Source organism: Undibacterium sp. 5I1, assembly GCF_034314085.1.
Classification (GTDB): domain Bacteria; phylum Pseudomonadota; class Gammaproteobacteria; order Burkholderiales; family Burkholderiaceae_D; genus Undibacterium.
This window is the reverse complement of the sequence record NZ_JAVIWI010000001.1, coordinates 1,527,080-1,552,849: the sequence shown is the minus strand read 5'-3', so window position 1 is coordinate 1,552,849 and position 25,770 is coordinate 1,527,080. Positions and strand designations below refer to the sequence as shown.

Sequence of the window (25,770 nt, the reverse complement as noted above, 5' to 3'; positions counted from 1 at the left end):
GTTTCATATGAAATCTACATCCTTCCTTTTTGTCTTGTTCTTAGCGGTTTTATTTTCTATGGCTGGCTGTGCTGTCGTGCCGCCGCCAATTATTCATCAACCGATGACGATAGCGCCACAATCAGCTAAGCCGCAGAGGGAGCTTAATGGCGCAATTTATCAATCAGCATCTTACCGGCCTTTATTTGAAGATCAAAAAGGTCGTTTGTTAGGCGATGTATTGACCATCTCTATCAGCGAAAAAACCAGTGCCGGTAAAGCCGGTGCAAGTTCTGCCAACAAGAGTGGTAGCACCTCGTTCAATGTACCTTCATTTCTTGGCTTGTCTTCTGCTATTACCAGTAATGCCGGTTTATCAAGTACATCGTCCAGTAAATTTGACTCAGCAGGTGCACAAACAGCGAGTAATAATTTTACGGGCACGATTGCAGTCACTGTGATTGATGTTTTACCAAACGGAAATTTATTGGTCAGTGGCGAGAAGCAAATTGCCTTTGATCAAGGGGCTGAATATGTGCGTTTCTCGGGCGTAGTAACACCGGCTAGTATCTCGGCCGCCAACGTGGTCGCATCAGGACAAGTTGCTGATGCTCGTTTTGAATATCGATCTACCGCCAGAATTGATCGCGCTGAGGTTAATTCCTTACTGACGCGGTTTTTCTTAAGTTTTATTCCACTTTGATTGTGGCAATGGAAGTTGTAGTTGAGTGGAATAGAGTTGGGGGCTTGAAATGATGATATTAAATTGGATCAGACGCAGCATGGTCTGTATGTGCCTGTTGGGATCAACGGTGGCAATGCAATCCCATGCCGAGCGCTTGAAGGATATCGCTGGTATTCAAGGCGTGCGTCAGAATCAACTGCTGGGCTATGGACTGGTAGTCGGTCTGGATGGCAGCGGCGATCAGACAACGCAAACGCCGTTTACGGTACAAAGTGTGATTAGTATGTTGCAGCAATTGGGCGTGAGTATTCCCGTCGGCACGAGTTTGCAATTAAAAAATGTAGCGGCTGTCATGGTAACGGCATCGCTTCCTCCTTTTTCTCAGCCAGGGCAAACACTCGATATCACCGTTTCTTCTATGGGCAATGCCAAGAGTTTACGAGGCGGTACCTTATTGATGACGCCGCTCAAAGGTGCCGATAACCAAATTTATGCAATGGCACAAGGCAACGTTTTAGTCGGTGGTGTTGGCGCTGCCGCTGGTGGAAGCAAAGTGCAGGTCAATCATCTGAGCGTTGGACGTATTTCTTCCGGTGCGACTGTCGAAAAAGCCGTCGCATCCATATTGGGGCAAGATGGTGTAGTGCATCTGGAATTGAACACCAGTGACTTTTCTACTGCGAGCAAGGTTGTTGATGCAATCAATAAAAAATTCGGTGCTGGTACAGCGGCGGCGATGGATGGTCGCGTAATCCAGGTCAGAACACCGCTTGGCAGCGATCAGCGAGTCGCATTTTTAGGCAATCTTGAGAGCATAGAAGTCACACCTGCCCAAATTGCAGCAAAAGTTATCCTGAATGCGAGAACCGGATCAATTGTGATGAATCAAGCGGTTACTCTAGACGCTTGCGCCATCGCGCATGGCAATCTGTCTGTGGTGATCAATACAGATACCGCAGTGAGTCAGCCAAATGCACTTGCTGCCGGGCAAACCGAGCTTACTCAGAAATCTGATATCACTATTACCAAAGATGCAGGGCAGCTCGTTATGTTGAAGGCAGGTACTACTTTGACCGATGTCGTTAAAGCACTCAATGCCATTGGCGCAACACCGCAAGATTTGCTTGCAATATTGCAGGCAATGAAAGCTTCCGGTGCTATGCGTGCCGATCTTGAAATCATTTAAGGTGTTGCCATGATAGGACGTGCAGACATTTCGGATAAACTTGCTTTTGATACCAAAGGTTTGGATGATCTCAAGCAATCTGCCAAGAACAATTCTCCAGATGCGTTGAAGGCGGCTGCCAAGCAGTTCGAGGCCTTATACATGACGATGATGTTGAAGTCGATGCGACAGGCAGGTGGTCAGGATGGTCCTTTTGATAATGAGCAAAGTAAGATGTACACGTCCATGCTCGATCAGCAGTTGTCACAAAATATGGCAAAACGCGGCATAGGATTGGCAGACGCTTTGGTTAAACAGCTTTCGAATACGCAATTGAGTCAGGCATTGCAAGGTGACGGTTTATCTCAAAATAGTGGTTTAAATAATAATCTTACTAGTATCAATGCGCGTGGAATTGACTCTTACCTGAGCAACATGAAGCTGGGGCAGAAAATGAGTATTGCCGATGATTCTCCCATTAGTGGAACTGGCAATGTGAAGGAGTTCCAGCAAAAATTATCTGCGCATGCAGAACAAGCCAGTATAGAAACGGGTATACCTGCCAAATTTATGTTGGGGCAGGCGGCGTTAGAGAGTGGTTGGGGCAAAAAAGAAATCAAATCAGTTGATGGAACGCCAAGTCACAATATTTTTGGCATGAAAGCTAATAGCAAATGGAAGGGCAAGACGGTTGATGCGGTTACGACTGAGTATGTGAACGGAGTTGCGTACAAGAAAGTAGAAAAATTTAAGTCCTATGATTCTTATGGCGACGCTTTCAAAGATTACGCCAAATTACTGACAAATAATCCTCGTTATGAAGGTGTAATTGCAAACTCAAAAGATGCTTCTAGTTTTGCGCAAGGTTTGCAAAAAGCGGGTTATGCAACCGATCCTCAGTATGCTAATAAGTTGTCAAAAATCATCAATCAAACCTTGTCAACTTAGCCAGGCATTTGATTTCAACCATTCTTCGGTAGATTTACTTATTAAAGTTTTGTAGGATTTCTCCGAAAACAATATTGATACCTCTCAATAGAGTAACAACAGAAGCAATAAAAGCGTCAGGCAGGAACATCCATGGGTTCAAATATTCTTAGTGTTGGGCAGAGTGCCTTAGCTGCAGCTCAGTTGGGTATTACGACGACCGGTCATAATATTGCTAATGCATCAACTCCAGGCTATAACAGGCAGGTTGTAATTCAAACAGCGAACACACCGCAAAATTTAGGCGGTAATTTTGTTGGTCAAGGTGTGCAGGTTAGTCAAATTAGTCGTGTTTATGATCAATTTTTAGCACAGCAAGTCAATGCTTCCCAATCTAGCAGTAATCAGGTTGGCACTTATTATTCCCAAATTCAGCAAATCAATAATTTGATTGCAGATCCTTCTGCCGGCGTTTCTCCGGCACTACAAGATTTTTTCAAGTCGGTACAAGATTTAGCTGCCAGCCCTAATGGCACGGCTGGTTCTGCCGCGAGACAATCGACATTGTCCTCGGCTCAGGCACTTAGCTCCAGATTTAACAGCTTACAAAATCAATTGGACCAAATTCGTAGCGGCGTGAACGATTCTATTCAATCGACGGTTGGTTCAATTAATAGCTATGCGACACAAATATCTGAATTAAATAATACTATTGCCACCGCGGAGAGTTCAACTAACGGTGGTGCTATACCAAATGATTTACTCGATCAGCGCGATCAACTAGTAACTGAACTCAGTAAGTTGACAAAAGTATCCGTCATATCTGATGGCCCCAAATACAATGTTTTCATAGGCAGTGGCCAACCACTTGTAGTCGGCGCTAACATAAATAAGTTGCAGGCGGCGCAGTCTTTGACTGACCCGTCGCGTTTAGATGTTGCCTATGTTACCAATGGAAAAACTGTTTTATTAGGTGAGAATAGTTTGCCTGGTGGGACACTGGGAGGCTTATTTGACTTTAGAAGTAATACGCTCGATGTGGCGCAAAATTCTTTGGGACGTGTAGCAATTAGTCTTGCGACCACTTTCAATGATCAGCATAAACTCGGTCAGGATCTTAATGGGCAACTGGGTGGCAATTTTTTTAATGTGGCAACTCCTTTAACGAATGCCAGCAGTAATAACACTGGTACGGAGACTGTCACTACATCGATTGCCAGCGCCAGTGCTTTGACAACTAGCGATTACCGCTTGCAATACGATGGTACCAATTACAAACTGACGAGACTGTCTGATGGCGCAACGTTTCCAACTTCACCTGCTACAGCGACTACCCTCGCAGCGCTAGGCACGGTTGACGGGCTGAGTTTTGCTGGTACCGGCACACCCGCAGCGGGCGATGAATTTTTGATCAAGCCAACGATTAACGGCGCCTCTTTCTTGAGCGTAGCGATTACTGACACCTCTAAAATCGCTGCTGCATCGCCTGTTACCACGTCAGTACCAAGTACCAACACCGGATCTGGCGCGATCAGTGCAGGTGTCGTGAATTCGACTTACACTTCGGCAAGCCTATCCACACCTGTAAAACTGGCTTTTTCTGCTAATGCGTTCACTGGTTTTCCCGTCGGATCAAATGTAAGTGTGACTAACAATGGTGTAACCACCTCGTACGGTCCTTATGTCGCTAACACGCCAGTACCATACACAAGCGGTGCGACGATCAGTTTTAGCGGTGCAAGTTTTAATGTCTCAGGTTCGCCCGCAAACGGCGATATATTTAATATTGCACAAAATACGACTGGTACCGGCGACAGTCGAAATGCTGTTTTGCTTGCTGGCCTACAAACAAAAAATAATGTCGCTGGCAATACGACTACATACCAAGGGGCATACGCTCAATTCGTCAGTTTGGTAGGTAATAAAACGCATGAATTAGAAGCCACTAGTGCATCAGAAACGCAGTTGTTGGCGCAAAGTGTTCAGATTCAACAATCTCAATCGGGTGTTAATCTTGATGAAGAAGCCACTAATTTACTGCGCTACCAGCAAGCCTACCAAGCGGCGGGAAAATTGATGCAGATTGCTAGTCAATTATTCAGCGTATTGCTCAACATTAATCCTTAAATCTTTAAGGCATCATCATGCGTATAAGCACTAGCACTATTTATGATACTGGCGGCTCGAGGATTAGCGACTTACAGGTCAGTTTAAACAAGACGCAACAGCAAATCGCAGCGGGTAGAAAAATTTTGACGCCCTCCGATGACCCAGTCGGTTCGGCACGTGCTTTGGTCATTTCGCAGTCAGATGCTATTAATGACCAATATGCCGTCAATAGACAAAACGCGACTAATAGTCTGAGTACCGCTGAGGGCGTACTGCAAAGCGTAACGACCACTATACAGAACGTTAAAACTTTAGTGGTTAGTGCTGGTAATGGTGCTTTGTCAGATACTGACCGTGGTTATATTGCGACGCAATTACAAGGTAATCTGGATGATTTAATTAGCTATGCTAATTCGACTGATGGCACGGGTGGCTATTTGTTTGCAGGTTTCTCGAATTCCAACGCTCCTTATACCAAGACCGCCAACGGCGCTGCATATAGTGGCGATCAAGGACAACGTTTATTGCAGGTCGATACGTCAAGACAGCTTGCTATCAGCGATATTGGCTCTGCTATTTTCGGTAACATTCGTACATCGACTGGGCAATTTAATATCGTCCCAAGTTCGGCTAATACAGGGCAACTGGTGACCACTGCGGCAATTGATCCGGCAACCCAAAACGCATTAACAGGTAACGATTATCAAGTTATATTTGATAATACCGGCACTAATTTCAGTGTGTTAAATAAAACTACTGGGGCCACTGTCGTCCCAAGTACTGCTTATACCAGCCCGCAGACGGTAACTTTTGATGGCATCAGCACGACGTTGACTAATACGCCAGGTGCACCAGCGCCGGGGGATAAATTTACCATCCAATCGGGCAATCAAGATATTTTTAAGACGTTGACCGACATTATCAAAGCGCTAAATACGCCAACAGCAACCGCTGGCGCTAGGGCAGATTTGACTGCCGCTTTATCGCAAGCGAATAACAATGTTGATAAGTCCTTATCCAACGTGTTAACATCAAGAGCTGCTATCGGTACCAGCCTGAAAGAAATCGATGGCCTCAATAGCGCTGGCGATAGCATTGGTCTGGTATACAAACAATCTCTGTCTGATATTCAGTCTCTGGATTATGCCAAGGCAATTACTGAGCTGAACCAGCAACAAGTGACTTTGCAAGCGGCTCAACAATCGTTTGTAAAAACATCGTCGTTATCTTTATTTCAGTATATTAATTAAGCGAACTGAATAAGCAGCCTGAAACCGTCGCCAGAATGTACGGAAATAAGTGATGCAAAATTGCGTATGAAAAATTGGGATTCTCCACTTCAAACGGCCAATCCCAATTTTTTATGAATCTCATTTGAAATATACTCCCCAATATTTTTTTATAATATCTACTATCCTCCAATGATTCTATGGGGAGCTAATATATACACTACGTGAGGATATATGATCGTTTGAAATTAAAAGCTATCGAATACGAGCCAGCTCGGCCTCAACTGCGCGAGCAATAGCTAAAATTTTTGCATCCGAATTTGCCACACCGGCAATACTTAAACCAGCAGGCAAACTATCAGGTGTATGGCAGGGAATCGATATTGCACAGCCATTTAAAACATTAATTGTTGCGGTATTTCTTAGAAGTTGTCCGTTGATATCAAAAAACACGTCGTCGGATGCTTCCAAGTCCGCGATGGCTGGCGCTACGATAGGCACTGTTGGCATGATGATCGCATCAAAGGGCGCAAATAAAGTTTCCATGATTTGTATCCATTGATTACGCGCTTTATGTAAATCAATATAGTCTGCCGCAGACAAACTTGCGCCAGACTGGATTCGTTGCGCCACCCGATGATCGTATTCATATGACCTGGTAGCCAAAAGTGTGCGATGCCAGGCATATGCCTCTGAAGCAGAGAACGACCCCATCTTCCGGTAATCGGCCAGCGGTCTCATTTCTACTTCAATGATGTTTGCCCCCGCTTTTGATAAGCACGACAAAGTAGTGCTAAATGCGCGGGCGACCGCACTATCCAATCCATCTAACACCAATGTTTGTGGTACCGCCAGACGTAAGCCTTTCAGCGGTAAATCAACGATGCTTAGTGAATGATCTGCAATGATGTGATCCATCGCGATGCAGTCGTCAACGTTATTTGCCATGGCGCAAATGGTGTCTAAGCTAAAGGACAATGGCACCGTACCCGCGTTAGAGACTCTGCTAGCAGTTGGTTTAAATCCAGTCAATCCGCAGAGTGCCGCAGGGATACGAATCGATCCTCCGGTGTCCGAACCAATCGCTGCGATACACAGGCCAGTCGCAACAGAAACCGCCGCGCCAGAAGACGAGCCGCCTGGTATTCGCGCCACCGTTTGATCTGCTGGATTGGATGCAGTACCGTAATGTGGATTAAGCCCAACACCGGAAAAAGCAAATTCCGTCATATTGGTTTTACCAATAATCGCAGCACCCGCTAACCTAAGGCGACGCACAACAGGTGCATCTTGCAATGCTGGTGCTGCGTTTCTCAGCACAACAGAGCCTGCTAAAGTAGGTTCTCCTGCCACATCTAATAAATCTTTAATCGAAACCGGCAAGCCTGCAATTGGGGAGAGCGCAGGCATGCCGAGACTGCGCATATGGTCTGCTTGCACGGCCGCAGCCAAAGCCGATGCTGGATATAGTTTCGTAAAAATGGATCGACTTTGGGTGGCAACCTCTAAGCTGGCTTCTACTAGTGCTTTGCGAGAATAAGAATTTAGTGTGCTAATCGATTTGGAATTAGTGGGCTTCATGCGAAAATAGAGGTTATGTGAGCAAGAGAAAAATGCGATAGAAAAATATGACAGAAAACGATAGCATAGACTCCTGTCATGATTGCGACTTAGTTTTAGGACTTAGGTAATAACGTAAATTCTATGACAGCTATCGGATGAGACGTCAAAACGATAATAAACATATCAAAATGCGCAGCTACTTTATTCAAAATATTTAAATTATTTATTAATGCTGCACACCTCGCAAGCGAAAACTAATAGAGATACTTTTATATTATCCATTCCTGTTTGGATGGTATGGATGACCGCATTTTTCTTTGTTGGTATCGGTTTGGGTAGCTACGCTATTCTCGATAATAACGAAGGGCTGTACTCAGAAATATCCAGAGAAATGCTGCGCTCTGGCGATTGGCATCAGTGGGTTATTCCGCATTTGAATGGCCTCGCCTACATGGAAAAACCCCCGTTGTTATATTGGCTGACAGCGTTGTTTTTTGCCGTTTTTGGTGAATCTGAATGGTCTGCCAGACTGGTGCCCGCTTTATCCGCGTTGTCTTGTGTAGGCTTATTGCTCTGGTTTGGTCGTAAATTGGGACGACCTCAATCGGTGCGCTTAGCCGCAATCATGTTTATCTCTGGTCTTGGCGTCATGGCAATGTCGCGTACTTTGATGTTTGATATGTTGCTGACTGCTTTATTGACGGCAGCCCTGATGTGGGCCTATTTTTTTGTCGTTGATCATGATGCTCGTACTGCACGTTTTTCCTACGCTTTTCTTGCTTTGGCGGTGATGGCAAAAGGATTTATTGCGATCATTTTGTTTTGTGCCGTCATTGGTAGTTTTATCTTAAGTCAATCGACGTCAGTCAAAGATTTTTTTATTCGCTTAGGTAGATGCGGGAATTGGAAAGCGATCGGTATTTTTTTATTAATCGTTCTTCCGTGGCATATAGTTGCGGTTCTCACCGAACCAATTTTCGCCTGGTTTTATTTTATTAATGAGCATGTTCTGCGTTTTTTAGGCAAGCGCGAGCCACATGATTATTACGCTGGAGCCTGGTGGTATTACTTGCCGAGAATGGTCTTATATCTTTTTCCTTGGTCTTTTTTAGTACTTGGGGTATTTTTTGCTAAAAAAAATGTAGAGCAAACTGACTTAGTTGGACAAGCCGAACAAGCTGGGTCGGCAGAGTCTCAATCGAGCAGACCATTAACAAAGCAACTACAGTGGTTTTTGAGTTTGGCCTGGTTAATGCCAATGCTGTTTTTCTCAATCTCTAGTGCAAAGGCAAATTATTACCTTGTTACGGTGATGCCACTAGCGAGTTTTCAACTGGCGCTGCTACTGGAAAACAGGCAATACGGCGGCCGATGGGGGCGTTTATTGCCTGGATTACTTCTGGCAATCTTGTTCGGCGGTTTGGCATGGTTTCTATTCCGCCACCCGCAAGAGAAGCTGGATGCGGTCCAAATAATGGGCTTGAGCGCCAATCAATTTCTACTTTACGCTTTGCTTGCACTAGTGTTTGTTGCAGCGATATCTGGCATATCGGCATGGCGTTGGTCACGTGTTGGTATTCTCGCGTATGTTTTGTTACCGATGGCAAGCTTGTTTATTTTTTTAAATGTTTTGCATGTTTCCGCTGAGTGGACATCAGCCCGTCCAATTGCAGATGTGCTAAAGAGTGAGTACTCAGAGCGTAAGATATTTTTATTTCAAATATTTGAAGATCAGTCTTCGCTGGCTTTTTATTTAAAAAAACCAATTTATATAATCGAGAGTCGTAGCAGTGATTTGTTCTGGGGGAATAAGCTACATAAAAATAATATTGCGCTGAGTTCTTCCGATTTTGAACATGTAGCAAATACGTCATCTTTAGCAGTAGTCGTGTTAAACCGCGACGTCGCCTTGTTTACCTCTAAGACCTATTCGAAGAATTTTAGACTTAGTCAAAAATTTGCCAATGTAAGTTTATTTTTGAACTAAGTCCTTGTGCGTATTAGACGCACCAATACACATGATGTATGCATAGACTGCTTACATCGCACATGTGTCATTCACCACGCTGTATTTGTCTTGCACACACCTTGCTGATGTAGTCACTGGCTTTAGGTTTCAGGCTGGAGTGCAGGCAGGCATCAAGGTATAATCTTGCTTTTTGATTCCACCCGTGATGTCGCTGATGTCATCCCTGACTTTCGTGCGCATTACCTCAACTACTCTCTCGCCATGTTGATATTGCCAGGCTCTAATGCCTTGTCTGCTTTCCGTACCCAAGGTCTGTTATCCAAATTGCAAGCTATCGATCCGCACATTATCGGTATTAGTGGTCGCTTTACCCATTTTGTGGATACAGCAAGCACGTTGCCGCAAGATGATATTGCTCGTCTAAATGCTTTGCTGACGTATGGCGATGCATTTGTCGGAAAAGAAGAGGGCGATGTATTTGTGGTGATCCCTCGCTTTGGTACGATTTCTCCGTGGGCCAGCAAAGCCACAGACATCGCTCACAACTGCGGCATGAAGCAAATCAAGCGAATTGAACGCGGCATCTCCTATGTTGTGCAAGTCAAGTCGGGTTTGCTGGGCGGCGCTAAAAAACTGGCAGAAGAATCCAAGCAAGCAGTGGTGGCCTTATTGCATGACCGTATGACAGAGATGGTGCTGCCGGATGTTGAGTCAGCTCAGACACTATTTTCTGAGCTGGAAGCGAAACCATTAGCTTCTATCGATGTGCTGATCGGTGGTAAAGACGCATTATTGCAAGCCAATACTGAGCTTGGCTTAGCATTATCCGATGATGAGATTGATTATCTGGTGGCTGCGTTTGTCACAGCTAAGCGTAATCCTACCGATGTTGAGCTGATGATGTTTGCGCAGGCCAATAGCGAACATTGTCGTCATAAGATTTTTAATGCAGACTGGACCATTGACGGCGTCGCGCAAGATATCTCCTTGTTTGGCATGATCAAAAATACCCATTTGTTACAACCCAAAGGCACCATCGTTGCGTATAGCGACAATTCTTCCATTATGGAGGGGGCGACAGTAAAACGTTTCTATCCGCGTGGAGCGGCAGAGGGCAATGTGTACCAGGCGTCAGAAGAATTGACGCACACCTTGATGAAGGTGGAGACACATAATCATCCGACAGCAATTTCTCCATTCCCTGGCGCATCGACTGGCGCTGGTGGCGAGATCCGTGATGAGGGTGCCACAGGTCGTGGTGCTAAACCTAAAGCAGGTTTGTCTGGTTTTACGGTTTCTAATCTGATGCTTCCAGATGCGCCGCAACCTTGGGAAAACACAACAGATACGATAGCTAGCTCTGACAGCGCGCCTTCTGGCCAGGTCTACGGCAAGCCAGATCGCATCGCGTCACCTTTACAAATTATGATCGAGGGCCCGCTGGGCGGTGCTGCGTTTAATAATGAATTTGGTCGTCCTAATCTGGGCGGCTACTTCCGTACCTATGAGCAAAATGTTGGCGGCACGGTACATGGTTATCACAAGCCCATTATGATCGCTGGCGGTATCGGCAGCATCTCAGATAAACATACTAAGAAAAATGATCTGCCCGTTGGCACCTTGCTGATTCAGCTAGGTGGTCCTGGTATGCGTATTGGTATGGGCGGTAGTGCCGCGTCATCCATGGCGACAGGATCGAATACCGCTGATCTGGATTTTGATTCGGTCCAGCGTGGTAATCCTGAGATGGAGCGTCGGGCACAAGAAGTGATTAATTCTTGCTGGCAAATGGGCGATGCTAATCCGATTTTGTCGATACACGATGTCGGTGCTGGCGGCTTGTCGAATGCTTTTCCAGAGATCACGAATGATGCCAAACGTGGTGCGATTTTTGATTTGCGTAAAGTCCCTCTGGAAGAGAGTGGTATGGCGCCAAAAGAAATCTGGAGTAACGAGTCTCAGGAGCGTTATGTGCTTGGTATCGCTCCGGAAAGTCTGCCGCTATTCCAATATTTCTGCGAACGTGAGCGAGCTTTGTTTGCAGTAGTCGGCACTGCGACAGAAGAGCGCCAATTAAAAGTCATCGATCCTCAACACGACAATGTACCGGTTGATATGCCGATGAATGTGTTGTTGGGCAAACCGCCAAAAATGCATCGCGATGTGAAGCATGTAGAGAAAAAATTTCCTGCGATTGACTTAACTGGCATGGATTTAAAAGTCGTGGCTGAGCGGGTATTAAGCTTGCCGACGGTTGCTGATAAATCCTTCCTGATCACGATTGGCGATCGTACTGTTGGCGCCAGTACAGTGCGTGACCAAATGGTCGGCCCTTGGCAAGTTCCGGTCGCCGATTGTGCCGTCACAACCATGAGTTTTGAAGGCTATTTGGGTGAAGCCATGTCGATGGGCGAACGCACTCCACTCGCCGTGATTAACGCTGCTGCATCGGGGCGTATGGCAATTGGTGAGGCAATTACCAATATCGCTGCTGCGCCGATTAAAGATATCTCTGACATTAAGTTGTCCGCTAACTGGATGGCTGCCTGTGGTCAGCCCGGTCAGGATGCTGCTTTGTTCGATACGGTCAAAGCGATTGGCTTGGAATTATGCCCAGCGTTAGGCATCAGTATTCCCGTTGGTAAAGATTCGCTGTCAATGCGTACAACGTGGAAAGAGGATGGCGAAGACAAGTCAGTCACATCACCAGTCTCGCTGATTATTTCCGCCTTTGCGCCCGTGTTTGATGTGCGTAAAACTTTGACCCCACAAATTCGTCTGGATGCTGGCGACACTAGCTTGTTACTGATCGATTTAGGTCGAGGTAAAAATCGTCTTGGCGCATCTTGTTTCGCCCAAGTCATGCAAAAACTCGGTGATCAGACGCCAGATGCGGATAGCGCCGAAGATATCAAAGCGTTTTTCGCTGCGATTCAACAATTAAATAGTGAAGACAAATTACTGGCGTATCACGACCGCTCTGATGGTGGTTTGTATGCGACGCTCTGCGAAATGGCGTTTGCCGGTCGTAGTGGTTTATCCGTCAATCTGGATATTTTGACGATGGATGAGGCCGCTGACTGGGGCGATGCCAAAAATTGGGCAGGGCAGGTAGCAGAACGTCGCAATGACCAGACGTTGCGTGCTTTGTTTAACGAGGAGTTAGGCGCTGTTATCCAAATCCGTACCGAACAACGCTCAGAGGTGATGGATGTATTACGCGCACATAATCTGGGTGCTTGTAGCCATATAATTGGCAAAGTCAACGCTAGTGACGTGATTGAATTTACCCGCGATGCTAAGCAGATTTATAGCCAGCCACGCGCAAGCTTGCATCAGATATGGAGTAAAACCAGCTGGCAAATCGCTCGTCTGCGTGACAATCCAGCCTGCGCCGATGCTGAATACGCGCGCTTGCTGGATGCTAGTGACAAAGGTATGCAGCCGAAACTGAGCTTTGATCCGCAACAAGATATTGCCGCGCCGTTTATCAATACAGGTGCTCGTCCTCGCGTGGCAATTTTGCGCGAGCAGGGTGTCAATTCTCATATTGAAACTGCCTATGTCATGCACAAAGCAGGCTTTGAGTCGGTTGATGTCCATATGAGCGACCTGATCGCTGGACGTGCGCGTCTGGCTGATTTCAAAGGCTTGATGGCAGTGGGTGGTTTCTCGTATGGCGACGTATTAGGTGCTGGTGAAGGTTGGGCTAAAACGATTTTGTTTAATGCCATGATGGCAGAGCAGTTCTCTGAGTTCTTCCAGCGTGACGACACTTTCGGCCTAGGTATTTGCAATGGTTGCCAGATGATGAGCAATTTAAAATCGATTATTCCTGGCGCGCAAGCCTGGCCTAAATTCACCAAGAATAAGTCAGAGCAATTCGAGGCGCGTTTCGCTATGGTCGAAGTGCAAGAGTCTGCATCGATCTTTTTCCAGGGTATGGCCGGGACGCAAACTCCAATCGCTGTTGCGCATGGCGAAGGCTTTGCCGATTTCTCTATTACTGGCGACATTAAAGCGGCACAAGTGGCAATGCGTTTTGTGAACAACAACGGTGCTACAACAGAAGCTTATCCATACAATCCGAATGGATCACCGCAAGGTATTACGGCGGTGACAAACACAGATGGTCGTTTTACCGTCATGATGCCGCATGCCGAACGCGTATTCCGTACGGTATTGCAGTCATGGCATCCAGATGCTTGGGGCGAGGATTCTCCGTGGATGCGGATGTTCCGCAATGCACGTCAGTGGGTAGCATAAGGGATTTGCGTAGACTTAAACATAAGTTCACGCATAGTAAGTAATGCAAAAACGCCGCAGTTTGCTGTGGCGTTTTTTTGTTTTGAATAATTATCTACATTCATATACTCCCCATCATTTTTTAAAAAATCGTTCTATTGACCAATAAAAATATGGACAATAAAATATACATACTGGAGTATATTATTTGATGCTGGAGTGAAACCATTTAAATCTAATCATAAAAATAAAAAAGACGCCGTAGCGTCTTTTTTATTGCAGCTCAATTAAAGCAGAATCGAAGCTTTATCAGATCTGTAATTGCTTATTGGATCTTCGCCTTTTTCAACAAAGACTGTTGATAAGCTTGTACTTTTTGCTGTTGCAAGCCATTCACGATTTGTGGTTTAACTTCTTCCATCGTCGGGAATTTAGCAGTACGTACATCATCCAATTTGATGATGTGGTAACCAAATTCTGTTTTCACTGGTGTTTCAGTGAACTGACCTTTTTGCAAAGCGACTAACGCTTTTGAGAATGGCTCAACAAAGGTTGCTGGTGATGCCCAGTCTAAATCGCCGCCTTTGCCTGCAGAACCCGGATCGATTGATTGCTTTGCCAATTCGTCAAACTTAGCGCCTGCTTTCAATTTCAAAATAATCGCTTTTGCTTCATCTTCAGTTTTTACCAGAATATGGAAAGCGTGGTATTCCTTGTCGCCAGCTTGTGCTTTTGCTTTGTCGTACTCTGCTTTGACTTCAGCATCAGTTACTGGGTTTTTCTTGACATAATCAAGCATTAAGGCACGGATCAAAATGGATTGACGCGCAACTTCCAATTGAGTTTTGACGTCTGGATTCGAGGCTAAAGCAGCCTTGTCAGCTTCTTGCATCAGCACTTCACGGTTGATCAGTTCTTTCTTGACCATTTCGCGCAGTTCTGGCGAATCTTTCTGACCTTGTTCTGCAAGTTGTTTGACCATTGCGTCAACACGATTAGCAGGAATTGCTTTGCCGTTAACAACGGCGAGATTTTGAGCCATGACAGGCAGGGCAGTTGCGAAAAGTACTACCAGCAAATGAGCAGGTTTAAAAGTCATTATCTGTTCCTAAAATAACAAAGTAAGTAAAAACAAAGTGGTTAGGTCGGTATCTCTGACGGAGCCAACGCAGTGATTGCAAGGGCATGAATTTCCGTATGCATCATATCGCCAACGGCATCATACACCAGTCGATGTCGGGAAACACGATTTAAGCCCTCAAATTGGTAACAAACTATTTTTACGCTGTAATGACTGCCACCAGATGCTGCGCCAGCATGACCTGCATGGGCGGCTGAGTCGTCTTGCAGATTGCAAGAAACGGGCTGTAATTTTTCTTGTAAATAGCTTTCTATGCGTTGAAAACGATCGTTCATGTCGGCTCTTCCATATATTTTGACAGGTAAAAGCCTTGCAAAATAACAAAGACAGGCAAAGCAGCAATGGAATAAAGCTTAAAGTTAACCCAAGTCGTTGTGGGAAAGGAGAATGCTACATATATATTGCCTAAGCCCATCACGATAAAGTAACTTATCCAAGCTAGGCTAAGCTTCCCCCAGACCGGTTCTGGTAAGTTGATTTGGGCTCCCATGGCTGTGCGCAATAGATTTTTTTTAAATATAAATTGACCCATCAAAAAAGCGCCTGCATAGCACCAATAAATGACGGTTGGTTTCCATTTAATGAACGTTTCACTATGAAAATAAATCGTCGCGCTACCAAATACGGCAATGACGATGAATGAAATCCACAACATTGCATCGACTTTTTTACGCCGTATTAGTAGGAAGCCAATTTGTACGATCGCAGCAAGAATCGTGATGGCGGTAGCTAATAATATTGGTGCCAGATCGGGTGCAATTACCCCGCCAGAGATGAATTCTGACAGGTAGCGGTTGACCAATTCTTGCGCGTTAACAGGGTATTTTTCACCTAATTTAAAAGTGGCGAAAAACAGAAGGACAGGAAAAATGTCGTACAAAAATTTCATAGGTACTTTACTAAAAGATTTTATTTAAAAATCTAGGCTTTTGGCTCGAATTTTAACGAGGCAGAATTAATGCAATAACGCAAGCCAGTTGGCGGCGGGCCATCTGGAAATACGTGCCCTAAGTGAGCGTCGCAGATATTACACAATATCTCGGTGCGCGTCATGCCATGTGTACGGTCAACTTTTTCTAACACATTGGCGGGATTGAGTGCTTTAAAGTAGCTTGGCCAGCCACAACCAGAATCAAATTTAGTGTCGGACTCAAATAAAGGAGTGCCGCAGCAAACGCAGATATAAGTGCCAACCTCGTGGTGATCCCAAAATTTGCCGGTAAAAGCGCGCTCAGTGTCGGCATGCCTTGTGACTTGATATTCAATCGGGGTTAAAGCAGCGCGCCATTGCGCATCGGTTTTGGTGATTTTTGACATTTTTGTGCCTTTCGGTATGTTTTTTCAAATCAGGAAGAGCAGCTCACTTCTAGTTCGCGTGCCCAGTCTGGCGGCAAATCGGCATAGTGATCATGCTTTGGTTGTTCATCAAACGGATTTTCTAATATTTCTAACAGCTTGGCGACCTCTGAAAAATCCTTCTTTTGGGCTTTTTCGATAGCAATTTGCGCCAGATAGTTCCTCAGTATATATTTGGGATTAACCTTACGCATGGCTTGCTGGCGTTCTGTATCATCGCTTTTCTCCGCATGCAACCGGGTTCTATATTGCACTAACCATTGATCCAGCGCTTGACGATCTATAAAACCATCACGCAGTGCCTCGTCGGCGTCTGATTTTTCTGATGTCAGATTACTTAAATGACGGAAGCTTTGTGTAAAGTCGGCCTGATTCTCCTGCATCAAAGCAAAAAATTGGTCAAATAAAATACCATTTTCTGCTCCCTGTTGTTCAACGAACGGCAAGCCAAATTTTTTATGTAGCAAGCGATCCATGGCTTCTTTGTACGTAGGCTGATATACCGCCAATCCGGCTTGGGCATCTTCTACTGTGCCGATCAATGGCAATAATGCCTGAGCAAGTGCATGACAATTCCAATGTCCGATTTGTGGCTGGTTGCGGTAAGAATAGCGTCCCTGGGTGTCGGTGTGGTTACAGATATGGTTGGCATCAAATGCCTCCATAAAACCAAATGGACCGTAATCCAGTGTCAGTCCTAGAATCGACATATTGTCGGTATTCATCACACCATGCATAAAGCCGACGGCTTGCCATTGCGCCATCAAGCGTGCAGTCCGCTGCGTGACTTCTATGAGCAATGCTTGATAAGGATTGGGCTGTTTTAATAAATCAGGGTAATAGTTATTCAGTACGAAATCGGCCAGGGTTTGCAATTGTTCTGGCTGGTTGTTGTAGTACCAGTGCTCAAACGAGCCAAACCGGATAAAACTCGGGGCGAGCCGGGCAACGACGGCGGTAGTTTCCGGCGTTTCACGCATGACGTATTGATCCGAGCCAGTCACGCAGAGTGCGCGTGAACTTGGAATGCCGAGTCCTGCCATTGCTTCCGAACATAAAAATTCGCGTATTGATGAGCGAAGCACGGCACGACCATCCCCCATGCGCGAGTAAGGTGTCATGCCAGCGCCTTTGAGCTGGATTTCAATTCGGGCTGACGGATTCGTTTCTTTCTGGTCAGGTGCGTTATCTGCTACGTCGCCCAGTAAGATCGCGCGTCCATCGCCTAATTGACCTGCCCAAACACCAAATTGATGACCCGAATACACCGCAGACAGTGGCTCGCTATTACTGGCTAACTGGTTACCGGTAAAAATGCTGGTAAATATCGGATCGGCAAAGCTATCTTTGCTCAGGCCTATGCTTGCCGCGACTTTAGCGCTAGCGCCAACCAGATACGGTGCAGCTAAGGGGGTAGGGGATAGTTTTGTATAAAACTCGGCAGGCAGTGTTGCAAAATGATTACTTAAGTTGAGACTGCTGAAATCGTGCAAGTCAGATGAATTATGTTGCGTGCTGATAACGGTGTTGGTCATTGCGTAATTGTCGCAGCCAGTGCGAAATGGATATTAACGAACTCCATTTTGACAGACTCAAGCAAAGTCGGTTTTTTATCTATCAGAGTTGTTTATGTTGTTGGCTGAAGAGTGGATTGCCGTAGCCACTTTCGCCAATTACTTTGATATTACTTAGAATATTTTTATACAAAATAATTGAATTAGTCGACCGATCAACATATTGATAATTTATATACTGATCCTTAGTATAGTTTAATTGTCCTAGTATTAATTGGTTAAGCGCTTAATTTTAGGTGATTAGTAGGGGAGTATATGATTTTCTATCTTTTTTTGGTCAATCTCAGTCATATCGCATTGATATCTTACTTAGATTTTGATCGGTGGTATTACGAGACAGACGTAATATAACTTTGGGATATTTTGTGATGACTCAGTCGTTCGCTGACGTTACTAAAACTGATGAACTGCAGTTTTAAACTCGGAATGATTTATTTTCTTTTTTAAAAAAGTAAAAGCTCTTGAAATAGATCGCTATTTCAAGAGCCAATTTGCCAGAACGCAGCATTGCTTAGTTATTAAGCTTAATTAAAACTGAGTTGTAAAACTTAAGCGGTGAGTCTCTCCGTAATTTTGCAGCCATCAAGCAAGAACGAGAGGCTAGTGACTAACACTAATTCTCCCTCGGCAGATCGTGCCGTTCCAGTAATACCCGGAGTAGAAATGCATGTGAGTGGTTTGATGACCAAATCTGCTGTTCCATCGACCGAGTCCACCGATAAGATATAAGGATTTGGCGCTGCAATCACGATACCGACGCGTTCTGAACTTTTTTCATAGCCCAAAATTTGTCCGAGGGAGCGTACCGGCAATGGTCTGCCTAAATCACGCAATACAGGATGACCGCCGACGCTTTCGAAGGTTTCTGGCAATTCCACCACACGCTGTACTGTCGCCATAGGTAAGGCTAAAGATGCGCCGTCAGTACGAACCAGCATCGTCGGTACGATCGATAATTCGATTGGCAGGCGGATCAAGAAGGTGGTTCCAGTACCTAACTGCGATGAAATACGAATCGCACCACGATGCCGCTCTACCGCCGTTTTCACCACGTCCATGCCGACACCACGACCAGATACGCTGGAAGCGACTTCTTTGGTGGAAAATCCTGGTAAAAACACTAATTGGAATGCCTCATCATCGGTACGAGCATCATGAGAGTTGATCAGACCTTTAGAAATTGCTTTTTCACGCAGGCGCTGAGCATCCATCCCTTTGCCATCATCGGTGACTTCAATCATGACACTGCTAGCTTCTTGCCATGCTTTGAGCGAGATCGTCGCTCTTACCGATTTTTTAGTGGCGGCGCGCTCTTCCGAGGTTTCAATCCCATGATCCAGCGCATTACGCAACATATGCACGAGCGGATCATACAAACTGTCTACTACGACGCGATCTACTTCTGTTTCTGCACCTGAGATATTCAGATCAACATCTTTACCCAAATCGCGGGCAAGCTCACGAATCAAACGCGGGAATTTCTGAAATAGTCGACCCACCGGCTGCATGCGTGTTGCTAGCGTTGCTCTTTGTAGCTCAGTGGAGTAGCGCGATGCTCTCGTCAAGGTTTCAGTCAATGCCGACATCAGTGGCGCTGCCTGACCATCAAATTTAAATTGAGAGAGTTTTTCCAGTAAGACTGCAGCCTGGTTTGCTGCTTGTACCGATTCACCTGCAACTTCTAGCAGCACATCTAGCTTGACTGCGTCGATACGAATACTTTCTTCTTTAGCTGGCGCGTTTTGTTTTACATCGGTTGTTGGCGAAGCTAAGGAAGTTTTAACCGCCTCGTGCTCTTCAATGACTTGTGTATTTTCATCTTCAACTAGCTCGGGGAGGGTACCTTCAGGCACGACCGCGCGGAAGTAGGCTTCCCAATTAACGCCGTCACTACTGGCTGGCGCTACGCTGGTATCGAGTTTGGCTGCAGCCGGCGCTGGTGCTTCTTTTGCCAGCGTTGTTTTTTTGCGCGAGGTAATTTTACCCTCGATCGCATCAGTCAACAGCTGTTCCAGCGATTTGGGCATGGTAGACAGTTGATCCGGACGCGTGCCATTAGATAGCGCCGTCAGTTGGTCAGCAACAAATCCGCTGGCTTCTAATGCCGCTTCAATCGCAATCGGAGTGACTGGTGCTTGGCCTGTTCGGAGTGCATCGAACAGATTCTCGGTCAGATGACAAGCAGACACCATTGCCGTCAAATTCATAAAGCCAGCACCACCTTTAATGGTGTGGAAAGAACGGAACACCGCATTAAGCGTATTCATGTCACCCGGGTTGCGTTCCAGGGTAAGCAAGTGTTCTTCTACGTTTGTCGCCAGATCCAAAGCTTCGACGACAAATTCTTTGAGCATATCATCCATCAGAAGCCCAGACTATCAAGTAGGTTATCTACGTCGTCCTGTTCTAGTGCAGCATTTGGAACGGAAGGCCCTTCCATCAATTCGATGGCTTTCTCTTTCAACTCTACCGGTGCATTATCGATCAAAATTTGTGCTAATTCCCGTTCTACTGCTTGGGTAATAATCAGCACTTTTTTAATTAACTGTCCCGTTAAATCCTGGAAGTCCTGCGCCATCATAATATCGAGCAGCCGAGCTTTCTCTGCATCGGTGGAGGCGATTACCGTGTTAGCAAAGGTTTTTGAGTCATTTGCCAGTATTTTAAAATCGTCGATACTTAATTTGCCTGCGAAAACGCTCGCCCAGCGGGTATCGATATCTTTTGCTCCTTTTGCCAAAGCGTCTTGTTCTGGCATGCCTGCATCAGTTGCATTCAGCACTTTATTAGCTGCTTGTTCTGTGAGAGACGCGACATATTCTAGTCGGCCTTGAGCATCAGAGATTTGTGAGGCAACGTCAGAAAGTGAACGGTCATAACCAAGTTCTCGCATGGAGTCGTGCATCATGCGCACTAAACCACCCAGACGGTCAAACATCGGTTTGGCGGATTGATCTTCAGTACTTTGGAATTTATTTTTAAGTGCTAGCGATGGATCTTCAACTTCTGCTGTGTCAGCAGTTCCTTGTGCACTTGCTGCGGGAGGCGGGGGAACGGCCTCTACGCGTTGATTGGCCATTTCTTCGAATAATGCGTCCAGATCATCTGCTGAATCGGTCATAGTCCTCTATTCTCCATAATCGCTTTGATAGTTTTGTGACGGTATTCACAAATATCATGGTATCTCATACAGATCAAATTTCGCGTGACGAATGAATAATTACAATCACGCCCCTTCATGCCATAGTAACAGGACTTACATGAGCTTAGAATAACTCTAGGAAATAAAACTTGTCATCTTTTATTCACGTTTTTACCGATTGATTTCACTTGACGGATTAGTTGCAAGCGTTATTACAACACTCTGCAACACACATACGTCCGATAACGATATTAACAATGCATCGATCATTCTTGGTTGTTGCAAATCATCGAGTAAAAACAAGGTGAGGAAATTGTTAATTATCTTTAAAAGTTGTTTGTAAGCGGAGCAAAAATTTTTCAGGTGTTTCGATTTGATATAAACCGGCTTGGATCGCTTTTCTAGCTAGTTTTAATAAAGCCTTATCTTTTGTTATAAGCACGTCCACTTTTGCATCCCTCGCAATTTCCAAGAATTTTTGGTCATCCTTATCGCTACAAATTGGTAGTCGTATGTTGACTTGTTCCATCCCAGCTTGCAATTCGATTAGTGCATCAAAGCTCGAAATAATAGAGCTACGCTGATCTTCTTTAATTGGCAGATGAGGGTAGGTCAGCACGACTAGCCACTCTTGCCTGCAATCCTCCCTTGTAACTGCCTTGATGCTGCCATCCTTTAATCCCTCTAATAATGCAGTCCATCTTGGATCATGGAATACGAACAAATCTAGGCACACATTAGTGTCAAGAACCACACGCTTAGGTATCATTGAGGTAATCATCTTTCTTTAAATTATTATGCTCATTATATTATCTCCTGCCAAAAGCCTAGACTACGATACGCCTGTAAAAAGTAAAATTGTGACTCATCCAGAATTAATGGACGAGGCGGCAGAATTAATTAAAGTAGCTAAAAAATACAAAGTAGATCAGTTGGCGCAGTTGATGGATATTTCTCCTGCGTTAGCACAATTAAATGTAGATCGCTTTCAAGATTGGACGCGTTTACCAAAGGCGGACAAAGTTAAGCAGGCTATTTTGGCTTTTAATGGTGATGTTTATGAGGGCTTACAAGCGCAACAATTAAGTCATACTCAATCTAATTATCTTCAAAATCACTTACGGATTTTGTCTGGACTCTACGGAGTATTGAGACCATTTGATTTGATGCAAGCGTACCGACTGGAGATGGGTACTCGAATGGAAAACCCAAACGGTAAGAATTTGTATGCTTTCTGGGGCGCTAAAGTGACGGAGACTTTAAATCAAGTTTTATCGGAGCAAAAAAACAAAGTGTTGTTGAATTTAGCTTCAGAAGAGTATTTTAAAGTGGTGCAACCTACGATGTTGAATGGCTCTGTCGTTACGCCGATTTTTCAGGATTGGAAAAATGGTAAGTACAAAATCATTTCTTTTTATGCAAAACGAGCAAGAGGGTTAATGGCACGTTACTGCGCATTAAATAAAATACAGAATCCTGAAAAAATAAAAACTTTTGATTTTGAAGGATATTCCTTTAATCAAGAAGAGTCTGATTCGCAACATTGGGTATTCAGGCGTAAATTGGAAAGCTGAAGTAAGGGACGTTTAATTATTTTTCTTGTATACATTCTGCTCACTCAAACAAAAAAGCCTCCATGTCGGAGGCTTTTTCACTTAATGAGTTCTAGTAAGTTTTACCAGAACTTCCACCAGGCAGTTTTTCCGGCTGCTTTGCCAGTTAAAAACGGACTATTAGGAAAGTTCTTTAAAAATACCCGGTTAGCGTCATCACGCAGATCTGTCATGCCCATCGCATCGTAGGATCGAACCAATATGTACATCGCTTCTTCAATTGCTGGCGCGTCTGGATATTCTGTAATGGCTGATTGGGCGCGGTTTGCAGCAGCCAGATAAGCACCACGACGAAGATAATACTTTCCTACATGAACGTCATATTGCGCTAAGGCGTTTACCAGATATTTCATACGTAAAATCGCATCTGGCGTGTATTTACTGTCTGGGAACTGGATAGCAAGTTGCTTGAAAGCGTCAAATGAATCACGTGATGCTTTAGGATCTCGTTCAGTAATATCTTGGTTGGCAATAAAATTCATAAAGCCAAGTTGATCATTAAAATTGATCAAGCCGCGCAAGTAGTACATATAATCAACACTTTCGTGATTTGGATGCAGTTTAATAAAACGTTCTACCGCGGCCAGAGCTTGCGCTTGATCGCCTTGTTTGTAGTAAGCATAAGCAATTTCCATTTGTGCTTGCTGGGCGTAGGTACCAAACGGGAAGCGCGATTCCAACCTCTCAAAGTACTGAACTGCTCTTTCATAACCACCATTGTTCATTTCGTCTTTTGCTTCAGCGTATAATTTTGCAGCAGACCATGTTTTAGTTTCGTCCGATTTGTCGCCGAATACGCCGCAACCTGTGAGTGCCAAGGCGAGGATGAGACTGAACAATTTTATAGATTTAATTTGCATAAGTTTTTGCGTGTGCATTAGAACAATTTACGGATTATAGCCGATGGCAATTAATGTTAGACCAACTGAAGCAGCGATTTTATTAGATCCTCAATTTAAAGAGGGGCTTGTCGAGCTTGAAGATGGTGACGAAATCGATGATTTGCCTCCGCAAATCGATGTTATTGAACTCAAATTAAGCCCAGACGTTTGTGGCGAACGCTTGGACAAGACTTTATCAAAACTGGTTCCACAATATTCAAGAAGCCGCATTCAACAATGGATAGAGGCTGGCTTTGTTAGTTTGGATGGCCAGATTGTACGCGGTAAGACCACCGTATTAGGTGACGAACATATTATTATCCAACCACAGGCAGCGCCAGATGAAGGTGCTTACAAGCCTGAAGAAATGCCGTTGGATATTATTTATGAGGATGATGCCATTCTTATTATCAATAAGCCAGCAGGTTTAGTCGTGCATCCTGCTGCAGGTAATTGGTCAGGTACTTTGCTTAATGGCTTATTGCATCGCTTTCCTGCTTTGGCAGGTGTGCCGCGTGCAGGCATTGTGCATCGGCTTGATAAGGATACCTCGGGTTTGATGGTAGTCGCCAAGACTTTGATTGCGCAAACTGAGCTGGTAAGGCAATTGCAAGACCGTACTGTGAGTCGTGAATACTATGCTTTGGTTTGGGGGACACCTAAACCAACCGGGACGATTGATGCCGCAATGGCGAGACATCCGAGAGATCGAATCAAAATGGCGGTATCTGAGAGTATGTTGGCTAAGCCCGCGATTACTCATTTCCAACGGAAAGCTGCAGGTATGCTGGAGCGCTTCCCAGTCAGTCTGGTCGCCTGCCAACTGGAAACCGGACGTACGCATCAAATTCGTGTGCATATGCAATCGTTGGGATTTTCTCTGGTTGGCGACACTCTGTATGGCAAACAGCATCTCGCACGGTTTTTCCCACGCCAGGCATTACAAGCTCGTAAGCTGGGTTTGATTCATCCGATGACACATGACTATGTGGAGTGGGAGGTGAATCTGGCGGATGATTTTTCTGACTTGTTACTGCAAGCAGGCATTACAACTACTATGTTGCTATGAATTTTTCAGGCCAGATAAATGAAAGTTTATTGAGCCTTCCTATTATTCATCCGAATTGGAAGGGCTTGCCTGCTAACGTACAGGCTTTTTCTACCACTCGCGCTGGAGGATTTAGTTTAGCTCCTTACGATAATGGATTGGGAGGTGGCGGCAATAATCTTGGCGATCATGTAGGGGATGATATAAAAGTCGTTGCCCAGAACCGCGAGATACTTAATCGTTTTTTACCTGAAGATGTCAGATTTTTATCGCAAGTGCACGGCACAGTTGTGTTGGATGCGGCAATGTTGATTGATACAAGTGTCGGTGATGCAGTTTTTGCTACAGAACCAAATACTGTTTGCGGAATTTTAACGGCGGATTGTTTGCCTGTTTTGTTTGCAGATATGAAAGGCAAAGTGGTGGCAGCAGCCCATGCTGGATGGCGCGGTTTAGCCGCAGGAGTATTGCAAAATACATTAGCTAAAATGCGTGATTCTGGCGCTGAAGATATTGTCGCATGGATGGGACCCGCCATTGGCCCTGATGAATTCGAGGTGGGGCAAGACGTGCTGGACGCGTTTCGTTTAAGTAGCAGAATATCTGAAAAATTTTTTAAAAGAAGAATAACGCAAGATAAATATGTGGCCGATATTTATGGGCTAGCTCGTTATATTTTGGTAAAGGAAGGCGTGGACAAAGTGTATGGTGGAGATCGCTGTACCGTAACTGAAAAAGCTCAATTTTATTCTTACAGAAGGGATGGCATCACAGGGCGGATGGCAAGCCTCATTTGGATCGCAGAATAAATTAACTTTCTGCTGCATCTTGGCTGGAGGCCTCTGCTTTTGTATTGGCAGCGGTCGTATTATTGGCTAGTGCGGCTTTCATCAGTTCTTTGTCCCTAGCCCTTTGTTTTTTTCTTGCTGGCGTCAGCCACAAGTATAAAAATAAGCCTAAAGGCAACACACAGTACATTAAAAACGTCATAATTCCTGCAACAACTGATGCTTCAGTAATTGACATCATTAAAACAACGTAGATCCAGGCAATCGCGATAATATACATACTGCTAAGCCTTAAAGTTAATCCGAAGAGATTAGAGATTTATAAGTAATTTGTAAGTCGCACTAAAACATCCATT

The 25,770-nt window shown here is 44.9% G+C and carries 21 protein-coding genes; 10 read left to right on the top strand and 11 right to left on the bottom strand.

What is annotated here, in order from left to right; all coding sequences use genetic code 11:
• Positions 1-7 precede the first annotated feature (7 nt).
• From RGU72_RS06925 to flgL, 5 genes are all read left to right on the top strand, one after another.
• Positions 8-682, top strand: a complete 675-nt coding sequence (locus RGU72_RS06925) for a flagellar basal body L-ring protein FlgH (RefSeq protein ID WP_322119031.1) — start codon at positions 8-10, stop codon at positions 680-682.
• Between the two features lie 49 nt (positions 683-731).
• On the top strand, positions 732-1,850 hold the full coding sequence (locus tag RGU72_RS06920; RefSeq protein WP_416200106.1) for a flagellar basal body P-ring protein FlgI: 1,119 nt from the start codon (positions 732-734) through the stop codon (positions 1,848-1,850).
• A gap of 9 nt (positions 1,851-1,859) precedes the next feature.
• On the top strand, positions 1,860-2,777 hold the full coding sequence (gene flgJ, locus RGU72_RS06915; RefSeq protein ID WP_322119030.1) for a flagellar assembly peptidoglycan hydrolase FlgJ: 918 nt from the start codon (positions 1,860-1,862) through the stop codon (positions 2,775-2,777).
• Between the two features lie 132 nt (positions 2,778-2,909).
• Positions 2,910-4,883, top strand: coding sequence for a flagellar hook-associated protein FlgK (gene flgK / locus RGU72_RS06910; RefSeq protein WP_322119029.1), 1,974 nt, complete (start codon positions 2,910-2,912; stop codon positions 4,881-4,883).
• A gap of 17 nt (positions 4,884-4,900) precedes the next feature.
• A complete protein-coding gene (gene flgL / locus RGU72_RS06905) occupies positions 4,901-6,115 on the top strand; it encodes a flagellar hook-associated protein FlgL (RefSeq protein ID WP_322119028.1) in 1,215 nt (404 codons plus the stop codon).
• Positions 6,116-6,349: 234 nt separating this feature from the next.
• On the opposite strand, the gene RGU72_RS06900 is transcribed toward flgL, so the two are convergent.
• Positions 6,350-7,675, bottom strand: a complete 1,326-nt coding sequence (locus RGU72_RS06900) for an amidase (protein WP_322119027.1) — start codon at positions 7,673-7,675, stop codon at positions 6,350-6,352.
• 283 nt (positions 7,676-7,958) lie between these two features.
• On the opposite strand from RGU72_RS06900, the gene RGU72_RS06895 reads away from it, so the two are divergent.
• Together RGU72_RS06895 and purL are read left to right on the top strand one after the other, a co-directional pair.
• Positions 7,959-9,644, top strand: a complete 1,686-nt coding sequence (locus tag RGU72_RS06895; protein ID WP_322119026.1) for a glycosyltransferase family 39 protein — start codon at positions 7,959-7,961, stop codon at positions 9,642-9,644.
• 243 nt (positions 9,645-9,887) lie between these two features.
• The gene (gene purL / locus RGU72_RS06890) at positions 9,888-13,892 is read left to right on the top strand and encodes a phosphoribosylformylglycinamidine synthase (RefSeq protein ID WP_322121574.1); all 4,005 of its coding nucleotides are present in this window, start codon (positions 9,888-9,890) and stop codon (positions 13,890-13,892) included.
• A 304-nt stretch (positions 13,893-14,196) separates the two neighbouring features.
• Here the strand turns inward: purL and RGU72_RS06885 are convergent, their stop codons facing one another.
• From RGU72_RS06885 to RGU72_RS06850, 8 genes are all read right to left on the bottom strand, one after another.
• The gene (locus RGU72_RS06885; RefSeq protein WP_322119025.1) at positions 14,197-14,970 is read right to left on the bottom strand and encodes a peptidylprolyl isomerase; all 774 of its coding nucleotides are present in this window, start codon (positions 14,968-14,970) and stop codon (positions 14,197-14,199) included.
• A gap of 41 nt (positions 14,971-15,011) precedes the next feature.
• Positions 15,012-15,287, bottom strand: a complete 276-nt coding sequence (locus tag RGU72_RS06880) for a BolA family protein (RefSeq protein ID WP_322119024.1) — start codon at positions 15,285-15,287, stop codon at positions 15,012-15,014.
• A complete protein-coding gene (locus RGU72_RS06875) occupies positions 15,284-15,901 on the bottom strand; it encodes a septation protein A (protein WP_322119023.1) in 618 nt (205 codons plus the stop codon). Before RGU72_RS06875 ends, RGU72_RS06880 begins: the two co-directional genes overlap by 4 nt.
• Before the next feature lie 32 nt (positions 15,902-15,933).
• Complete coding sequence (gene msrB, locus RGU72_RS06870; RefSeq protein ID WP_322119022.1) at positions 15,934-16,329, bottom strand: peptide-methionine (R)-S-oxide reductase MsrB; 396 nt, start codon at positions 16,327-16,329, stop codon at positions 15,934-15,936.
• A gap of 29 nt (positions 16,330-16,358) precedes the next feature.
• On the bottom strand, positions 16,359-17,903 hold the full coding sequence (locus tag RGU72_RS06865) for a protein adenylyltransferase SelO (protein ID WP_322119021.1): 1,545 nt from the start codon (positions 17,901-17,903) through the stop codon (positions 16,359-16,361).
• Positions 17,904-18,490: 587 nt separating this feature from the next.
• Complete coding sequence (locus RGU72_RS06860) at positions 18,491-20,305, bottom strand: chemotaxis protein CheA (RefSeq protein ID WP_322119020.1); 1,815 nt, start codon at positions 20,303-20,305, stop codon at positions 18,491-18,493.
• The gene (locus tag RGU72_RS06855; RefSeq protein ID WP_322119019.1) at positions 20,305-21,063 is read right to left on the bottom strand and encodes a protein phosphatase CheZ; all 759 of its coding nucleotides are present in this window, start codon (positions 21,061-21,063) and stop codon (positions 20,305-20,307) included. Before RGU72_RS06855 ends, RGU72_RS06860 begins: the two co-directional genes overlap by 1 nt.
• Before the next feature lie 337 nt (positions 21,064-21,400).
• Positions 21,401-21,853, bottom strand: coding sequence for a putative toxin-antitoxin system toxin component, PIN family (locus RGU72_RS06850; protein WP_322119018.1), 453 nt, complete (start codon positions 21,851-21,853; stop codon positions 21,401-21,403).
• Between the two features lie 28 nt (positions 21,854-21,881).
• Between RGU72_RS06850 and yaaA the strand changes: the two genes are divergently transcribed.
• Positions 21,882-22,658, top strand: a complete 777-nt coding sequence (yaaA, locus tag RGU72_RS06845; protein WP_322119017.1) for a peroxide stress protein YaaA — start codon at positions 21,882-21,884, stop codon at positions 22,656-22,658.
• Positions 22,659-22,759: 101 nt separating this feature from the next.
• Here the strand turns inward: yaaA and RGU72_RS06840 are convergent, their stop codons facing one another.
• Entirely contained in the window at positions 22,760-23,557 is a 798-nt protein-coding gene (locus RGU72_RS06840; protein WP_322119016.1) for an outer membrane protein assembly factor BamD, read from the bottom strand.
• 43 nt (positions 23,558-23,600) lie between these two features.
• Between RGU72_RS06840 and RGU72_RS06835 the strand changes: the two genes are divergently transcribed.
• Together RGU72_RS06835 and pgeF are read left to right on the top strand one after the other, a co-directional pair.
• A complete protein-coding gene (locus tag RGU72_RS06835) occupies positions 23,601-24,647 on the top strand; it encodes an RluA family pseudouridine synthase (RefSeq protein ID WP_322119015.1) in 1,047 nt (348 codons plus the stop codon).
• Positions 24,644-25,435, top strand: coding sequence for a peptidoglycan editing factor PgeF (pgeF, locus tag RGU72_RS06830; RefSeq protein ID WP_322119014.1), 792 nt, complete (start codon positions 24,644-24,646; stop codon positions 25,433-25,435). Before RGU72_RS06835 ends, pgeF begins: the two co-directional genes overlap by 4 nt.
• A gap of 1 nt (position 25,436) precedes the next feature.
• Here the strand turns inward: pgeF and RGU72_RS06825 are convergent, their stop codons facing one another.
• Positions 25,437-25,694 carry a hypothetical protein gene (locus tag RGU72_RS06825; protein ID WP_322119013.1) on the bottom strand — a complete coding sequence of 86 codons (258 nt, stop codon included), beginning with the start codon at positions 25,692-25,694 and terminating at the stop codon, positions 25,437-25,439.
• Positions 25,695-25,770 lie beyond the last annotated feature (76 nt).

What these genes read in the sequence shown, in the direction of transcription:
- msrB (WP_322119022.1), bottom strand. Translation starts at nt 16,329, where the DNA reads ATGTCAAAAATCACCAAAACCGATGCGCAATGGCGCGCTGCTTTAACC.
- RGU72_RS06925 (WP_322119031.1), top strand. Translation starts at nt 8, where the DNA reads ATGAAATCTACATCCTTCCTTTTTGTCTTGTTCTTAGCGGTTTTATTT.
- flgJ (WP_322119030.1), top strand. Translation starts at nt 1,860, where the DNA reads ATGATAGGACGTGCAGACATTTCGGATAAACTTGCTTTTGATACCAAA.
- flgK (WP_322119029.1), top strand. Translation starts at nt 2,910, where the DNA reads ATGGGTTCAAATATTCTTAGTGTTGGGCAGAGTGCCTTAGCTGCAGCT.
- RGU72_RS06850 (WP_322119018.1), bottom strand. Translation starts at nt 21,853, where the DNA reads ATGATACCTAAGCGTGTGGTTCTTGACACTAATGTGTGCCTAGATTTG.
- RGU72_RS06895 (WP_322119026.1), top strand. Translation starts at nt 7,959, where the DNA reads ATGACCGCATTTTTCTTTGTTGGTATCGGTTTGGGTAGCTACGCTATT.
- RGU72_RS06835 (WP_322119015.1), top strand. Translation starts at nt 23,601, where the DNA reads ATGGCAATTAATGTTAGACCAACTGAAGCAGCGATTTTATTAGATCCT.
- RGU72_RS06840 (WP_322119016.1), bottom strand. Translation starts at nt 23,557, where the DNA reads ATGCAAATTAAATCTATAAAATTGTTCAGTCTCATCCTCGCCTTGGCA.
- flgL (WP_322119028.1), top strand. Translation starts at nt 4,901, where the DNA reads ATGCGTATAAGCACTAGCACTATTTATGATACTGGCGGCTCGAGGATT.
- RGU72_RS06860 (WP_322119020.1), bottom strand. Translation starts at nt 20,305, where the DNA reads ATGGATGATATGCTCAAAGAATTTGTCGTCGAAGCTTTGGATCTGGCG.
- RGU72_RS06855 (WP_322119019.1), bottom strand. Translation starts at nt 21,063, where the DNA reads ATGACCGATTCAGCAGATGATCTGGACGCATTATTCGAAGAAATGGCC.
- RGU72_RS06885 (WP_322119025.1), bottom strand. Translation starts at nt 14,970, where the DNA reads ATGACTTTTAAACCTGCTCATTTGCTGGTAGTACTTTTCGCAACTGCC.
- RGU72_RS06865 (WP_322119021.1), bottom strand. Translation starts at nt 17,903, where the DNA reads ATGACCAACACCGTTATCAGCACGCAACATAATTCATCTGACTTGCAC.
- RGU72_RS06880 (WP_322119024.1), bottom strand. Translation starts at nt 15,287, where the DNA reads ATGAACGATCGTTTTCAACGCATAGAAAGCTATTTACAAGAAAAATTA.
- pgeF (WP_322119014.1), top strand. Translation starts at nt 24,644, where the DNA reads ATGAATTTTTCAGGCCAGATAAATGAAAGTTTATTGAGCCTTCCTATT.
- RGU72_RS06875 (WP_322119023.1), bottom strand. Translation starts at nt 15,901, where the DNA reads ATGAAATTTTTGTACGACATTTTTCCTGTCCTTCTGTTTTTCGCCACT.
- RGU72_RS06920 (WP_416200106.1), top strand. Translation starts at nt 732, where the DNA reads ATGATGATATTAAATTGGATCAGACGCAGCATGGTCTGTATGTGCCTG.
- RGU72_RS06825 (WP_322119013.1), bottom strand. Translation starts at nt 25,694, where the DNA reads ATGTATATTATCGCGATTGCCTGGATCTACGTTGTTTTAATGATGTCA.
- purL (WP_322121574.1), top strand. Translation starts at nt 9,888, where the DNA reads ATGTTGATATTGCCAGGCTCTAATGCCTTGTCTGCTTTCCGTACCCAA.
- yaaA (WP_322119017.1), top strand. Translation starts at nt 21,882, where the DNA reads ATGCTCATTATATTATCTCCTGCCAAAAGCCTAGACTACGATACGCCT.
- RGU72_RS06900 (WP_322119027.1), bottom strand. Translation starts at nt 7,675, where the DNA reads ATGAAGCCCACTAATTCCAAATCGATTAGCACACTAAATTCTTATTCT.